Origin of the sequence: Microbacterium suaedae (assembly GCF_003254645.1) — a bacterium.
Classification (GTDB): Bacteria; Actinomycetota; Actinomycetes; order Actinomycetales; family Microbacteriaceae; genus Microbacterium; species Microbacterium suaedae.
This window is the reverse complement of the sequence record NZ_PNFD01000002.1, coordinates 231,749-246,119: the sequence shown is the minus strand read 5'-3', so window position 1 is coordinate 246,119 and position 14,371 is coordinate 231,749. Positions and strand designations below refer to the sequence as shown.

The window sequence follows — 14,371 nt, the reverse complement described above, 5'->3', positions numbered from 1 at the left end:
CTCCTCAGTCCTCGTCAGACGCGCGCCAGGGCGAGACCCGGGCGGGTGAGCATGTCGCCGATGTCGCGGAGGAAGGCGCTCGCCTCGGCGCCGTCCATGACGCGGTGGTCGAACGAGACCGTGATCGTGCAGACATCGCGCAACGCGATCTCCCCCTCGTGCTCCCATGGGGTCCGCCGGATGGCACCGATCGCGACGATGGCCGACTGCCCGGGGTTGAGGATCGGGATTCCGCCGTCGACGCCGAAGACGCCGACATTGGAGACGGTGATCGTCGAGCTCGTGAGCGCCTCGGGCGTGATGCTCCCGTCGCGCGCGGCCGCGGCTCGCTCGGCGATCCCGCGCGTGATCTCGGACGCGTCGAGGCGATCGGCGTCGTCGACGCTCGCGACCACCAGTCCGCGATCGGTTGCGACCGCGATGCCGAGGTTGACGCGCGCGTGGAACTCGATCTCCTCTTCGTCAGCGTGGAAGGTCGCGTTCGCCCCCGGCACGCGCCCGGCAGCGAGGACGATCGCCCGCGACGCGAGCCCGAGGAACGACGGAGCTGCGCCCTCCGGGGCCGACGGGGCAAGATCGCGTGCGAGTCGCACCGAATCGGTGACGTCGATCTGCAGGAAGCAGGCCGCGTGCGGGGCGGTGAAGGCCGACGAGACCATGGCCTCCGCCGTGCGACGACGCAGCCCCGACACGCGCTCCCGGCGCGAGGTGGAGGGAGCCGTGGGGGCGCCGGACGTCCCGCTGTCACGGACGAAGGGCTCCTGCGCGAAGGTGCGCGGGCGGCGGGTCGGACGCGCTCCCCGATCGGCCTTGACGGATCCGACGAGCACGCTGACCCGCCCGTCCGTGTCCGTCGCGGCGGCGGGATCGTCGCCGTCGGCACCGTCCGGCGCCGCGCCGGCGGAGTCGGCGGTCGCAGCGGCCGCAGCCTCGCCGCCCGGCTCGGCGTGCGCCGCGACCGCGGAGCTCGGCGCCGGATCCGAATCCGGCGCCTGGTCCTCGGCGCCCTCGACGTCGTACTCGACGAGCGGTGCGCCGACCTCGACCGTCTCGCCTTCGGCCGCGTGGAGGCGACGAATGACACCCGCGTAGGGGCTCGTCAGCTCGACGACGGCCTTCGCGGTCTCGACATCGGCGATGACATCGTTGAGCGCCACGGAGTCGCCCTCCGACACCTTCCATTCGACGATCTCGCTCTCGTCCAGGCCCTCGCCGAGATCGGGCAGGTGAAACGTCGTCATCGCGCATCTCCTGCGTACTCGAGGCCAGTACGCGACGAGCGCCGCCCCAGAGTCCGGTCGACGGCGTCGAGGATCCGATCGAGGCTCGGCAGGTAGTCGCCCTCCATGGCCGACGGCGGATACGGGGTGTCGTACCCCGTGACCCGTTCAGGCGCAGCACGGAGCGACGAGAAGGCCCTCTCCACGACGCTCGTGACGAGCTCGCTGGCGACCGATGCCTCCGCCGCGGCCTCGTGCGCGACGACGAGTCGTCCCGTGCGCGAGACGCTGCGGACGACGGTGTCGACATCGAGCGGCGAGATTGTGCGCAGGTCGATCACCTCGAGTTCGATTCCCTCGTCGGACGCGGCGATGGCGGCATCCAGGACCGTCTTCACGACCGGTCCGTACGCGGCGACCGTGACGTCGCGGCCGGTCTGGAGCACGGCCGCTGTGTCGAGGTCGCGCGTGAGCTCCGTGTCGACGTCGCCCTTCGCCCAGTACCGGGACTTGGGCTCGAAGAACATCACCGGGTCGTCGCTCGCGATCGCGGCGCGCATCGTCGAGTAGGCCTCCTGCGGGCTCGACGCGGTCACGACGCGCAGACCGGGAGTGTGCGCGAAGTACGACTCGGGAGACTCTGAATGGTGCTCGACGGACCCGATGTCGCCGCCGAACGGAACGCGGATCGTGAGCGGCATGCGCACGCGACCCTGCGTGCGGTAATGCAGCCGCGCCACCTGCGCGACGATCTGATCGAAGGCGGGGTACACGAAGCCGTCGAACTGGATCTCGACGACTGGACGGTATCCGCGATAGGCCATGCCGACGGCCGTGCCGACGATGGCCGACTCGGCGAGCGGCGCATCGATGACGCGATTCTTGCCGAAGCGCGCCTGGAGCCCGTCGGTGACCCGGAACACTCCGCCGAGCCGACCGATGTCCTCGCCCATGAGGACGACCTTCTCGTCGGACTCGAGCGCGTCACCGAGAGCCCGTCCGACGGCGGCGCCGAGGGCGATCCCGCTGCTCGTCATGCGCCCTCCTCAATGCTGTCGACGAAGGCGAGATGCTCGGCGCGTTGACGTTCGAGACGCGCCGTCTGACGCGTGTAGACGTGATCGAACATCGTGGCGGATTCCGGAGCCTCAGCTGTCATGACCGCGTCGCGCAGCTCACGGGCCATCGCGTCGCAACGCACCTGCGCCTCCTCTCGGATGCGGTCGGTGCGTGCGCCGATCTTCTCGAGGTGCCGTTCGAGACGGAGGATCGGATCCTTCTCGCGCCAGTCGGCAACCTCCTCGTCGCGCCGATAGCGGGTCGGATCGTCGGTCGTGGTGTGCGGACCCATGCGGTAGGTGACGGCTTCGATGAAGGTGGGGCCGCCGCCGGAACGGGCTCGCGCGAGTGCGATCCGGGTCGCCGCGTGAACGGCGAGGACATCATTGCCGTCCACCCGCAACGCCGGGATGCCGAATCCGGTCGGACGCAGTGCGAGCGGAAAGTCGGACTGCACGCGCACAGGCTCGGAGATGGCGTAGTGGTTGTTCTGGCAGAAGAAGACGACGGGCACGCGGAAGGTGCTCGCGAAGACCATCGCCTCGTTCACGTCGCCTTCGCTCGTCGCACCGTCGCCCAGGTACGCAACCGCCACGTCGTCGGCGCCGTCCATGCGAGTCGCCATGGCGTATCCGGTCGCGTGCAGGGTCTGCGCGCCGATGATGATCTGGGGCGTCGCGAGGTGATGGGCGTGCGGGTCCCACCCCGAGAACGTCAGCCCCTCCCACACACCGAGGAATCCGGCGAAGCCGACCCCGCGCAGCACGGCGAGCGCGTGCTCGCGGTAGGAGCCGAAGACGAAGTCGGTCTCACGCAGGGCACGCCCCGATCCGACCTGGGCGGCTTCCTGACCGAGCAGCGGCGGCCAGAGAACGAGCTTGCCCTGGCGCGTGAGCGCGAAGGCCTCCTGATCGACTCGGCGGACGATCGACATATCGACATAGAGATCGGTGAGCGCCGTCTCATCCACGTCGGCAAGGTGCTCGTCGAGGATCTCGCTCTCCTGGCGGGACCCATCGGGGTGCAGGACGCTGAGCGGTGCGTCGAGCCCGGAGACGAGCTCGGTCTGGGGTGGGGGCACGGCTATCGACATCGCGGAACCTCCTTGTTCGCGCACGCCTTGTGGGCGCTTCGTCAGCCCAGATACGGGCTCCGCCTCACGCTAACCCCGAGGCGCAATTCGAGCAATGCCCCCTTGCCAACTCATGCAGATTGCGAACCTGATCTCCCCTGGGATCGACACGATGACGTCGGATAGCGCGGGACGGGGACACTCGCGGGGACGGGTCCGTGTCACCCCAAGAGTCAGTTTCCGGGGCGGAGCGCCTCGCTTGGCGCGATACGGACCGCGCGCATGGCACCGGCGAGAGCCCCGACGATACCGATAAGGGCACCGGCGAAGATTGCCGCCAAGCCAAGGCGTGCGTCGAAGATTGGTGTCCAGTGTCTGGCGATAGTCACGGCGAGGATCGCGCCCAGGCCGAGGAGGACACCGATCATTCCGCCGCTGACGCCGATGGCCGTTGCTTCGAGTGTGAGCATCGACCAGATGTCTCGCCGTCTGGCTCCTAGGGCTCGCCGAAGCCCGATCTCGCCTCGGCGCTCTGCAACTGCGGCGAGGGTAGCGAGAGTGACGCTGGCGATGCTGCCGAGCATCGCGACGACGGTGAGGACGATGAGGGAGGCCTGCACGCTTCCTTCGATTGTTGCTCGCAGCGAGTTCGGGTCAGTGGGTTGTTTGACGACCAGTCGGTCGGGGGCGAAGGGGTCGATGGCCAGCGGTGCTTCGCGCGACACTTGGTTCGCCGCCCCGGTCGCGGTGGTGACGAGCGCGGTCACGGAGATCGTCCGGTCAGCGAATCGGATTTCACTGGTGGTGGTGGTGACAACACCTCCCAGCCATTCCGGAGCCCTGGGTGATGTGTCGATGATGCCGACGACGGACAGCGGAGCACCGTCGACTTCGATGACGGGCGTCGTGGGGAGCGTAGGGAGTTGCAGTTGATCCGCCAGGTTGCGGCCGACCAGAGCCTCGCCGTCACCGAGTGTCTTTCTGGGGGCAGCGGGCCATTCAACACCCAAACGGGCGGCCTCGAGCTGCCCTTCGTACGTGAGCACAGGGGCCATAAGCGGCGGCCGCACGGGAGAGGCACTGACGGTGCGTGCGTCGTGGTGTGAGACGACACCCGCTGCCGTGACGCCGTTCAGCGCTGCGAGCCGTTGAACGATGCTCTCGGCGGTGCCGGTGTCGCCTGTGAGTTCGTCCCATTGCATGAAAACATCGGTGCTCTCAGCGGCGTTGAAGGTGTCGGAGACTTGAGCTTGGGCAGAGAAGGCCAGACCCGATGTGGCGACAGCCAGAGCAATCGCTACAGCGACTGCGGCGACGAGACCGCTCGTGCGGCCGATACGGCTTGTGACGTTCGCCCAGACGTCGGCCAGCGCATGCCGTAGTCTCACACGCCCGGCTTCTCCGTCAGGCGCAGGTGGCGGTGGCGCGACTGGCGACGACTGTCCGGAGTCTGCGACGATCTTCCCATCTGCAACCTGAATGCGTCTGTCTGCGCGAGCAGCGAGTTCTTGGGAGTGGGTGACCAGGACCACGGTCGCTCCGGTGCGATGTACGCGTTCGAGGCATTCCATCACTGCCTGTGTGTTCCGGCTATCGAGATTTCCTGTGGGCTCGTCAGCAAGTAGCACGGGGGCGCGGGAGGCGAGTGCGCGCGCTACGGCGACTCGCTGTCGCTGACCACCGGAGAGGTTGCGTCCGACCGTGTAGGCGAGATGGTCGATGCCGACCTGTGTCAATGCGTCGAGTGCCCGGTCTCTCCGTACCTGTGTGGAGATTCCTCGGTAGAGCATCGACAACTCAACGCTCTCTACCGCTGGACGTTGTTCAAGGATGTGGAACGCTTGGAAGACATATGCGAACGAGTCCGAGCGAGTCAGCGGGAGCTGCCCCGCCGAGACGTCACTGACGGCCTGTCCACCGAGGAAGTAGTCCCCGCCTGTGGGCGTGTCGAGGAGACCGAGGATGTTGAGCAGCGTTGATTTGCCGCCGCCTGACTCGCCCTGGATCGCGACGAACTCCCCTTGGCCGATGGTGAGTTCTATGCCATCGAGAGCGATCACGGTGGGCGAAGTTCCGTAGACGCGTGAGACCCGCGACAGTTTCACTTCGCGCATCATTCGACCATGACCTCGTCACCCTCAGCGAGATCTCCGTCGTCGAGAACGGTGATCGCACTTCGCCCGCCGAGCGCTGCAATCTCTTCGACGTGGACTTCTGAGAAAGTGCCGTCGTCACTGCGCCGGAGAACGACCTGCTGCCCCGTCCCCTGTGGAGAAACGGCGCGGGTGGGCACAATAAGCGCGTCTTCGGCGGCGAGTTGCCGAGTGAGCGAGATGGTGAACTCGGCGTTGAGGAGGTCATCGGGCAGAGCCTGGTCGTTGGGAGTCAGCGTCGCGGTGACCATCCCATCTTCATCCGGGGAACCGAGCGCGCTCACGGAAAGAGCGATCTCCGTCCCATCGGGTAGCGTCGCCGTTCCAAGCATCTCCAGAGTGAGGATCGCGGCAGTACTCGAGGTGACGGACGCGAATGCCAGCAGCGGGCCGTTCGTGACGGTGATCTTCGTGGCGTCTTCGCCGGTCGTGCCAACCGCTGGCCTTGTCGTGAGAAACGATGGCGTGGTACGGATCGTCACAAAGGACGATGCGTCAACGACGACGATCTCGCGAGGTGCCTCCCTCTGCCTCACGGCATCGTCGACAGCGTCTCCGCCGTCGGGTTTGTCGCCAGCTTCCTCTCCCTGATTCGGCTGCGGTTGTACCTCGACCTCAGCAGACCGAGCCGTATAGCCTGCGTTGCGGTATAGCTGTTCGACAGCGGCACGTGTCGATGGGCCGAGCATTCCATCGACGGTGACATCAAGACCGGCCTTCCGGAGGCCTTCCTGTAGCTGCCTGACATCAGTTCCTGTCGCTCCGAGTGTGATGTCGCGATAGAACGGGAACTCGCCGGGAAGCGCGAACACAGGTGACCCGTTCACCTCGAGCACCAGCGCGCCCGGTAACACCTCGCCGCCGATATCGATCGGGTTGGCTGTGACGACCGGCGTGTCCTCAGCGGAGGGGATGATGACGTCTTCTGTCCGCTCTCGTCTCACAGTGCTCTGTAGGTTGATCTCGTCACGAAGATCCCCCCGATCCACGGTGGCGGTCACTTCGGAGGGCGGCGGCGGCGAGGCGGCCGCAGCGATCTGTTCGGGCGAACGGAACATCCCTGCGGCGAACCATCCGGCGGCGAGCAACGCGAGCGCTGCCACCGCAACAACTGCGGCGATGACGATGCCGCGTCCTCGCCTCCGGGGTGATGTGGTGGTTCGTTCCTGGCCTGTGCTAAGCGGCCGGGGCATGAGAGGCGATCACTTCGCTGAGGGAGCGGTCGATGTCGGCGATCTGAGACTTCGCATCTTCTAGCGCGGTGAGGTTCTCCGCCAGCAATGTCACCTGACGTGACCACTCCGCGCGGTACCGTGCTTGCTCGTATCCAGAAGACTGCCGGCATTTCGCGTCAAAGCTCGCAAGGTCGATCTCCTCCTGCGTCACTGTGAGGGTCTGACCGGCATCGGGTGTTGCTGCGAGGCCGAACCGAGACGACAGCGATTCGGACGGCATGCCGGAGGGGTCCTCAGGGAGATCCTCGACGCCCCTCGGCGCCATGCATTCCCTCCACGCGGTAGCCGTTTCTTTGACCTCCGGGGCTTGTAGCGAGCCGGAGAACGCGGATTGTGCAAGACCGGTCGCGAAGTTGAGTACCTGGTTCTCATACCTCACGAGCCCGGCATCGAGCACGTCCCGGACGCAGCCGTCCACAGCAACCGCCTCCCCGTCGGACATCGGACGACTCGCATACGCCTGCCAGTCCGCGTTCTCCTCTCGCATTACACCCGGAGAGTGATACCCGAACTCCGACACGATCTCCGGTGTAAAGACATCGCGGATCCCGAGGTCGTCAGGATCGTCGACAAACGACATCGACGGCACCTGGTTCACGAAACCCTGCTCGTCAAGGCACTCCTGGGTGAGGAGTGCAGTCGCATAGCTCTCTCGCTGGCTCTGCGCCTTGGTCACCATGTACTGGTCAAGTGGCATCGTCCAGAGCGTGAGGTTCTGCTCGGGCAAGTAGGCGCTGACATCGGTGTTTGAGTTTTCGCCCGTGTCTGCCTGCACACACCCCGCCAGAGTGACCATGCAGGACGCCGCCAGCACCGCGGTCATCCCGCGGCGGACGAATAGCCCGCCGCGGGATGACGCAACTGCCGCCTGGGGCCGGCGTCGACTCACCAAAATGTCGAGAAATAGCCGGAGTTCGGACGCCAGGAAATGCCCTGAATGTAGCCGGCACTGTTGCTGATGTTGCCGTCGCCGGTCTTGATTGCCAGCTGGAAGTAGCTTCCGCCCTTGTTCGCCCTGTCGTAGATGCGCACGCGGTCGGTGTTCCCGTTGTTGTACACCGAGACTGCGTTGTTCCCGGCATTGATCGTCGTGCCCGAGTAGTTCAAGGTCGAGTAGTCCGGGATGTACTGCTGGAACTGCACGCGAGAGGTCCCGCTGCCGTTCGTCCTGTACGTGTGATCCCGCCAGATGCAGGTGTAGCCGCTCGAGCAATCGCTTGCCGCGGCATTCGCAGGCACCACTGCGACCAACGGTGCTGCCAACGCCACCACCAGCCCAATCACTGCGGGAAGAAGCCTTCCGCTCCTCACCTTTCGTTTCGCCACAGTCATGACATGCCCCTTCGGTCGAGGACGACACTATTGTCGCCACTTGCCTTGACTGTTTGGCGAGCGCCGCGAAGGTAACACGCGTCGCCGCTGATGCCCGGACGCTGGTTCTGCGAGGTGTGCTCATACCCGGTATTGCTCAGATGCCCGAGTCCAGTTCACGGTGCACGCCCGCATCGGATCTGTTACCTTCCGCGGCGCGGCTCAAACAGACGTAGAGGGGCATTTACACACAGCAGAGGGGTGTCGTCATCGACACGTATGAGCACGCGGTACAGGCGGACGCCTTCAGTGCGCTCTACCGCCAGTACTTCAGTCTCGTAGCGGCGGTGATCCGAGGACGAGTGTCCGACATGCACGAGGCCGAAGATCTCGCGATGGCCGTGTTTGAACTGGCCTGGAAACGGGTTCGGCAAGGTGAGCAGATCGGACTGTCCTGGCTCTACCGATGCGCACGCAACGTCGTCGGGAACGAGTATCAGCGGCGGGATAGAAACCGACGGCTGCAACTCCGGCTGGTCAGCGACTATCAGGCCAACGCGCTCGTGTTCCCCGAGGAACGGAATGTCGAGCTCGTAGCAGCCGTCCAATGCCTCCCGTTGGCCGAGCGAGAGCTGGTCGCGATGATCTATTGGTACGACCTAGGTGCCAAAGAGGCCGCCGACGTTCTCGGCACGACGGTCGCCACGGTAAAGATGCGTATCTCACGAATCCGGAGGAAGCTACGCCCCCAGATCTCTCCGCCAGCCCACGCGGCAAAGAAGGCGAACAGGAATGGATGATCTTGATGCTCGCCTGCGGGATCTTCGGTCGCCCGAAAGCGACCGCCGTCGACCATTGCCTGACCGTGCCGAACGTCATCTGAAAGCCCTGCTCTCAGAAGATCGTATGCGACGTCGTGGCCCGCGCTCATCGCGCAACATCCTCGCGACCACGGCAACAGCTTTTGTGGCGATCATGATCGTCGTAGTTGCAGTGCTCCGTATCGACGGCGGCACGGCTCAAGCGCTGACACCGCCCGCTCTGGAGTTCACATCCGACGAACAGGGGGTGGGCGACATCATCGGCGAAGCAATCATGAGCCTTGAGCAATCATCAGGTCCGCAGCAACCGGAACGAGGCTCGCGCCACCTTGGCTGGTTCGTTCACATCGACATGGACGAGGACACAGCTCGCGCACCTGTGGTCATCAAGCCAGAGATCATCGACTTGAAGTGGAACAAGGATCTCTCGGGGGCACAGACAACCACAGCCGCAGAGGCGTACTGGGCTGACCCCAGGATCCAGACCCTCTCCGACGACATGGCTCCTGCTCCCGGCACTCTGCTCTCCAAGGTCACGTTCGAGACAGGAGAATTCGCTGTCCCATCCGCGTCGCTACCGGGCCAGAGTGTTCCGGATATGCACGAGCTTTTGGTATCGCTCGGCATGCCGATCGTTGAGCCCGGAGCGGGCGATGTGATCGAGTCGATCGATTCTGCGATGGGGCTGTGGACGCTCACGAATCACCAGCATGCCGGCCTGCTCCAGCTGCTCCTTGACGCTGGTGACCTCGAACTGCTCGGGGCGACAACTGATCGCCTCAGGAGGCAGGTGGTGGGTCTTCGCGCCGAGCCCGCCAGCTTTCCGGGAACGGCGCGGGTTCTGCTCGTCTCTATGGAGACTGGACGAATCGTTGGAATCGAAACGGTGCGCACGACGGACGAACCGCCGCTGAAGGCGGGAGACGTCGTCGCCTATAACCTTTGGGAGGTCTCAGAATGAAGTTCAGAACACTCGGTGCGATGACGCTTGTCTTCGTCTCTCTGCTGGGAGGAGAAGCCAGCGCCGCATCGGCAGATACAGGCGAAGTTGCGCCCGAGGTCGCCTATGCGCTCAAAGTTGAGCCAGGCGGCGTTTCAGTCGACTACTGGAACGCTGTGTGGCCCAAGCTGGATATGACTCTCACGGTGCCGTCTACCGTCTCCCGTGCCGCAGTCGGCAAATGCGCCTCTGGGCGGGTCTGCGCATTCAACGGGTATGGTGCGTCCGGTACGTATCTGAGCTGGGGCTCGTGCGGGTCACACTCCACTTCTGCCTTGAGCGGGAGCGTCCGTTCCATCGCGAACGCTCGATCGAGTGGAACTCTGAAAGCACGCAACGGCACAACCGTCCTCGCCACAGCTGGGGCAGGGTCATCGGCGAACGTCTACGGGAGCACCACGAACGTCTACTGCTAACTACGGCGAGTCGGTGGCGTCGACGATACTGGTCGACACCACCGATTCCTGCAGCACCACAGGTGAGGGGAAGAGCTCCCGATCAAGGTGCTCAAGTTCCTTCGTCCCTACGAGGAGCCCGCGTTCAGCGTCAATGGTCAACCGTGTCTCGATACTCCGTGCGCCTAAGTCCCAGGCGAACGCGAGCGTCGTCTGCGCACCATTGGTGTCGATGACATCGGCGTTGTCCAACAGAGCGAGCGCTTCGAACATCGCCGCGCGCAGATCCGCAGGCATGAGATTCACACTCAAGCCCTGAGCGATCCCGCTCACCGCCCACCGGTCGGCCTCACCACCGGAAAGACCGGAGCGCTCACGCCACCAATCAAGCAAAGCATCAGGATCGCGCGGCATCTCGCCGTAGACGTCGCGACCGTCGAAGTACGACCGCGCTCCGCCGTCGGGAGTTGTGCTGACTCCCCCTGGATAGACAGTGCTCTTTGGCCTTGTCGCAGCGTTCAGCTTGTCCCAATCCGATCGAGCGTCGTCGGCGCGCGCACCATACTCCGCAACGACCTGCGGAGCAGAATCGACAAGAACCCACGTGTCATCTCTGTTCGACGGAACATACAAGGTCCGCGTCGATTGGACACTGAGCCCTGCTTCGGCCGCCCGCGGATCACCATTGTTGAAACGAGCCCACTGCGCGGGCATATCCACGTCCCACAGGGACAGGAGTGTGCTCGTCGTTTGCACCTCGAGGAATTCTCCCTCGGGGACATCGATGTCCACAGCCTCCGCGCTCAGTGATGCCGCGTCGTGCAGGACCTCGGCAGCAGCAGATCCGGGCCGTAGGGGTACCAACACGACCGCACCTACGACGATCACGATCGCCGCCACACCCGCGACCAGAGAAGGTATCGCCCACCGCCGGGACATGCGTGTCCGTCGCTCCTCAGTAGCAATCTCGCTGAGGAGTCGTTGCCGCGCAGAACCCAGTTGAGCTTCCGAAACGGACTCAGATCCCCGACCGAAGTCACGTACGCGCTCGATAGTGTCCATCATCCTGCCCTTCCCGCTCCAGGTACTCGTCTCGGCGAGTCGAGGCTTTCCAAGCCGCATCGAGTCGCCTCCGTACGCGGTTCAGCCGTGACCGTACTGTCCCCACTGGGATAGACAATGCCGCCGCGATCTCTTCATAAGAGAGATCAGCGAGCGCATAGAGCATCAGAGTCTCCCTGTCTCCAGAGGAGAGCTTCGCCACCGTCGGCCACAGTTCACGCACCGCCTGGGCGGCATCTGCCCGCTCCGCTGCCCGCTCGATCGTGATATCGACGTCCGTACGCGCAGCCGCCGCGCCCAGCTGAACTGCTTCCCAGTGACGCGCTTCCACTGCCTGCCGCTTCTTCATGAGACGCGTCGCGATCCCCAGCAACCACGGTCGCGCGGAATCACGAGCCTGATCAAAAGATGAACGCTTCTGAAACGCAACCAGGAACGTCTCACTCACGACATCCTCGGCATCGTGCGGGCCTAGCCGACGAGCCACATACCTGCCGATGACCGTCGCGTGCCGATCGAAGATCTCCGTGAACGCAGACGCACGCGTCAACGACCGCACGATGATCTCACTGTCTGTGCTCACACTTGGTATTGCCCCGATCACCAGTCCGAGTTCATGAAAACCATCCGGAAAACACCAACCAATCTGTGCGCGAATCTGGTGGAAGGTAGGGAGGTCTCCGACCGCGTCCCCACTCGCACTGAACCACGCAAACGGCAGGTGCCTGATTCTCACCGCAACCATAGGTTCGCGGAGATGCGAGCTGGAAGACAAGCAGTTGTGGCTGTTGCTATTCATCGCCCACACGGACATGAGACACGGCGAAAGCAGCACCCTGGAACGGAACGATATCAACGGCCAGCCCGAGAACGCTCGCGTGGTCGACCTGGGCACCGTCGCCCGAAAGGTGCTCACCCGATGCGCTGGCCAGCCGCTGCGTCGCCCACCTCGGCAAAGCTTCGAGCTGCCTCCAGAGCGCCTCACGCGAAATACTCCTGACCTGAGATGTACAATCCCAGGTCAGGGGTCTTTCTTACCCTGTGCGGGAGGGGACTTAAACCCCCACGCCCTAATACGGGCACGAGCACCTCAAGCTAGCGCGTCTACCTATTCCGCCACCCGCGCATTGGGTGTTGACTCATCTTCCGAGGTTCGTAGGCACGACCTCGCAGAGGGCGCGACCCACTCCGCTTCTCGGGCCCTGCGTCCGGCGACGTCAGAACGGCTCGTAGCAGTCGTATGTCTCCAGTCGCAGGATCCTCCCCCCGACGACCGTCGCGAACTGCGCCACGTGGGCGATCAGCTCCTGACCCGCCGCGAACGGCCCCACCTCGGCGGCGACGACGCCGCTCCAACGCACCCGGACTGACACATGCTCCTCGTCGGCGATGGCGGACAGCTCCTCGTAGCTCTGCGAGCGCAGCATCCCTGCGCCGGTCACGGAGGCGGCGATCAGCTGATCCAGGCCCGAGCGATGCCCATTCGGTTTCAGCGCGTGCGGATGCTCGATAACCTCCGCGTCTGAGTGGAAGAGATCGCGGAGCCCCTCTCCGACGCGGCCGGACTCGAGAATGCGGTGAAGATCGCGCACCGCGGCGAGAGCACTTCTGTTCGTCATGCTCGGCACCCTACATACACAACTATAGTTGTTCAATAGCGGTTGTACAATTCGAGGAGAACTGATCTCATGGGATCCGTGAACCCCACGGAGATCGACCTCGCCACCCTTGCCTGGCTCACCGGATCGGCGGCGAATCGGTACCTGCTGGCCTCCCTGAGGTCACGCGGGCATCCGGACGTCCGCATCTCCCACGGTTACGTGATCCAGCACCTGATCGACCGCGAGCCGACGATCTCCGAGCTGGCCCGACGCATGCAGGTCACACAGCAGCGCGCTTCGACGCAGATCCGCGAGCTCGAGCAGCTCGGCTATGTCACCCGCCACCCCGACGACACCGACAGCCGAGCCCGGCGCGTCCGCCTGACCACCCGCGGTACCGAGCTCGTCGCGGACAGCCGCCGCGTGCGCGAGTCACTGAACGTCGAACTCATCGGACGCGTCGGCGAAGAGCACGCCGAGGTCGCCACCACCACCCTCGCCCGCCTCTTGGATCTCGTCGGCGGAGAGTCGCACGTCCGTCGCCGATCCGCTCCCCTCCCGGAAGACTGAGCGCATCCGCCCGCCGTTGTCACTCACAGAAGCTCGCACACCGCAACCAGGAAGGTAGTCCCATGCGCAGACTCGTCTACTTCATCGGCGCCACCCTCGACGGCTGCATCGCTGGCCCGCAGGATGAAACCGAGTTCTTTCCGATCTCCGACGAACTCGTCACCTGGCTCATCGAGCGCTACCCGGAGACGCTTCCCACCCACGTCCGCCGTCAGCTCGACATCGACGACAGACAGAACCGCGAGTTCGACTCCGTCGTCATGGGCCGTCGCACGTTCGAGCCCGCGCTGAGCGTGCCCACGACCAGCCCGTACGCCCATCTGCACCAGCACGTCTTCTCGCGCACGCTTCGGTTGGACGACCCGACCGTGCGCATCGAGCGCGGGGATGCCACGGAGTCGGTGCAGCGTCTGAAACGCCTACCGTCCGACAAGAACATCTGGCTGTGCGGCGGAGGCGCCCTCGCCGGCGCACTTCTCCCCGAGATCGACGAGATCGTCGTGAAACGCTATCCGGTCGTCGTCGGCGACGGGATCCGCCTCTTCTCCAGCAGCTTCGATCCCGATCGGTTCACCCCAACACAGAGTCACGAGTTCGCGAACGGAACGAGCGTGACCTGGTACGCCCGGAGTTGAAGCTCGGACCCCGGGAGACCGGATGTTTTCAAGATTCGACCGGCCGAACGCGGCGGACACGACAAAGGGCCCGGCCATTCGGCCGGGCCCTTCGTCTCTCTGTGCGCGAGGGGGGACTTGAACCCCCACGCCCTAATACGGGCACTAGCACCTCAAGCTAGCGCGTCTACCTATTCCGCCACCCGCGCATTGGGTGTTGGCTCATCTTCCGAAGCTCTTCCGCTCGTTTTCCGAACC

At 64.7% G+C, this 14,371-nt stretch carries 14 protein-coding genes and 2 tRNA genes; 4 read left to right on the top strand and 12 right to left on the bottom strand.

What is annotated here, in order from left to right:
* Positions 1 to 14: 14 nt before the first annotated feature.
* From C0012_RS07730 to C0012_RS07700, 7 genes are all read right to left on the bottom strand, one after another.
* Positions 15 to 1,241 (bottom strand): dihydrolipoamide acetyltransferase family protein, encoded by a 1,227-nt coding sequence (locus tag C0012_RS07730; RefSeq protein ID WP_110589169.1) that lies wholly within the window; start codon positions 1,239 to 1,241, stop codon positions 15 to 17.
* Positions 1,238 to 2,257 (bottom strand): alpha-ketoacid dehydrogenase subunit beta, encoded by a 1,020-nt coding sequence (locus C0012_RS07725; protein ID WP_110589170.1) that lies wholly within the window; start codon positions 2,255 to 2,257, stop codon positions 1,238 to 1,240. Before C0012_RS07725 ends, C0012_RS07730 begins: the two co-directional genes overlap by 4 nt.
* Positions 2,254 to 3,372, bottom strand: coding sequence for a pyruvate dehydrogenase (acetyl-transferring) E1 component subunit alpha (gene pdhA, locus C0012_RS07720; protein WP_110589171.1), 1,119 nt, complete (start codon positions 3,370 to 3,372; stop codon positions 2,254 to 2,256). Before pdhA ends, C0012_RS07725 begins: the two co-directional genes overlap by 4 nt.
* Before the next feature lie 212 nt (positions 3,373 to 3,584).
* Positions 3,585 to 5,465: an ABC transporter ATP-binding protein/permease gene (locus tag C0012_RS07715; protein WP_162621851.1), complete on the bottom strand. Its 1,881-nt coding sequence runs from the start codon at positions 5,463 to 5,465 to the stop codon at positions 3,585 to 3,587.
* The gene (locus C0012_RS07710; RefSeq protein ID WP_110589173.1) at positions 5,465 to 6,607 is read right to left on the bottom strand and encodes a peptidoglycan-binding domain-containing protein; all 1,143 of its coding nucleotides are present in this window, start codon (positions 6,605 to 6,607) and stop codon (positions 5,465 to 5,467) included. Before C0012_RS07710 ends, C0012_RS07715 begins: the two co-directional genes overlap by 1 nt.
* 73 nt (positions 6,608 to 6,680) lie before the next feature.
* Complete coding sequence (locus C0012_RS07705; protein WP_162621852.1) at positions 6,681 to 7,535, bottom strand: hypothetical protein; 855 nt, start codon at positions 7,533 to 7,535, stop codon at positions 6,681 to 6,683.
* 89 nt (positions 7,536 to 7,624) lie between these two features.
* On the bottom strand, positions 7,625 to 8,071 hold the full coding sequence (locus C0012_RS07700; RefSeq protein WP_110589175.1) for a peptidase inhibitor family I36 protein: 447 nt from the start codon (positions 8,069 to 8,071) through the stop codon (positions 7,625 to 7,627).
* A gap of 221 nt (positions 8,072 to 8,292) precedes the next feature.
* On the opposite strand from C0012_RS07700, the gene C0012_RS07695 reads away from it, so the two are divergent.
* Positions 8,293 to 8,850, top strand: coding sequence for an RNA polymerase sigma factor (locus tag C0012_RS07695; RefSeq protein WP_110589176.1), 558 nt, complete (start codon positions 8,293 to 8,295; stop codon positions 8,848 to 8,850).
* A complete protein-coding gene (locus tag C0012_RS07690; protein WP_162621853.1) occupies positions 8,843 to 9,832 on the top strand; it encodes a hypothetical protein in 990 nt (329 codons plus the stop codon). Before C0012_RS07695 ends, C0012_RS07690 begins: the two co-directional genes overlap by 8 nt.
* Before the next feature lie 455 nt (positions 9,833 to 10,287).
* On the opposite strand, the gene C0012_RS07680 is transcribed toward C0012_RS07690, so the two are convergent.
* The 4 genes from C0012_RS07680 to C0012_RS07665 form a co-directional block, all read right to left on the bottom strand.
* Positions 10,288 to 11,166 (bottom strand): hypothetical protein, encoded by an 879-nt coding sequence (locus tag C0012_RS07680; protein ID WP_162621854.1) that lies wholly within the window; start codon positions 11,164 to 11,166, stop codon positions 10,288 to 10,290.
* 136 nt (positions 11,167 to 11,302) lie between these two features.
* On the bottom strand, positions 11,303 to 11,911 hold the full coding sequence (locus C0012_RS07675) for an RNA polymerase sigma factor (RefSeq protein ID WP_198411095.1): 609 nt from the start codon (positions 11,909 to 11,911) through the stop codon (positions 11,303 to 11,305).
* 457 nt (positions 11,912 to 12,368) lie between these two features.
* Positions 12,369 to 12,454 (bottom strand) — tRNA-Leu (locus C0012_RS07670).
* A gap of 91 nt (positions 12,455 to 12,545) precedes the next feature.
* On the bottom strand, positions 12,546 to 12,947 hold the full coding sequence (locus C0012_RS07665) for a nuclear transport factor 2 family protein (protein ID WP_110589181.1): 402 nt from the start codon (positions 12,945 to 12,947) through the stop codon (positions 12,546 to 12,548).
* A 69-nt stretch (positions 12,948 to 13,016) separates the two neighbouring features.
* On the opposite strand from C0012_RS07665, the gene C0012_RS07660 reads away from it, so the two are divergent.
* Together C0012_RS07660 and C0012_RS07655 are read left to right on the top strand one after the other, a co-directional pair.
* Positions 13,017 to 13,499, top strand: a complete 483-nt coding sequence (locus tag C0012_RS07660; protein WP_110589182.1) for a MarR family winged helix-turn-helix transcriptional regulator — start codon at positions 13,017 to 13,019, stop codon at positions 13,497 to 13,499.
* Positions 13,500 to 13,561: 62 nt separating this feature from the next.
* Positions 13,562 to 14,134, top strand: a complete 573-nt coding sequence (locus C0012_RS07655; protein WP_110589183.1) for a dihydrofolate reductase family protein — start codon at positions 13,562 to 13,564, stop codon at positions 14,132 to 14,134.
* A gap of 102 nt (positions 14,135 to 14,236) precedes the next feature.
* Here the strand turns inward: C0012_RS07655 and C0012_RS07650 are convergent.
* Positions 14,237 to 14,322: transfer RNA gene (locus tag C0012_RS07650), tRNA-Leu, on the bottom strand.
* Between the last annotated feature and the right edge of the window lie 49 nt (positions 14,323 to 14,371).

Excerpts from the sequence above, each read along its gene's own strand:
- C0012_RS07705 (WP_162621852.1), bottom strand. The coding sequence starts at position 7,535 with ATGGTCACTCTGGCGGGGTGTGTGCAGGCAGACACGGGCGAAAACTCA.
- C0012_RS07660 (WP_110589182.1), top strand. The coding sequence starts at position 13,017 with ATGGGATCCGTGAACCCCACGGAGATCGACCTCGCCACCCTTGCCTGG.
- C0012_RS07690 (WP_162621853.1), top strand. The coding sequence starts at position 8,843 with ATGGATGATCTTGATGCTCGCCTGCGGGATCTTCGGTCGCCCGAAAGC.
- C0012_RS07725 (WP_110589170.1), bottom strand. The coding sequence starts at position 2,257 with ATGACGAGCAGCGGGATCGCCCTCGGCGCCGCCGTCGGACGGGCTCTC.
- C0012_RS07715 (WP_162621851.1), bottom strand. The coding sequence starts at position 5,465 with ATGCGCGAAGTGAAACTGTCGCGGGTCTCACGCGTCTACGGAACTTCG.
- C0012_RS07730 (WP_110589169.1), bottom strand. The coding sequence starts at position 1,241 with ATGACGACGTTTCACCTGCCCGATCTCGGCGAGGGCCTGGACGAGAGC.
- pdhA (WP_110589171.1), bottom strand. The coding sequence starts at position 3,372 with ATGTCGATAGCCGTGCCCCCACCCCAGACCGAGCTCGTCTCCGGGCTC.
- C0012_RS07665 (WP_110589181.1), bottom strand. The coding sequence starts at position 12,947 with ATGACGAACAGAAGTGCTCTCGCCGCGGTGCGCGATCTTCACCGCATT.
- C0012_RS07700 (WP_110589175.1), bottom strand. The coding sequence starts at position 8,071 with ATGACTGTGGCGAAACGAAAGGTGAGGAGCGGAAGGCTTCTTCCCGCA.
- C0012_RS07655 (WP_110589183.1), top strand. The coding sequence starts at position 13,562 with ATGCGCAGACTCGTCTACTTCATCGGCGCCACCCTCGACGGCTGCATC.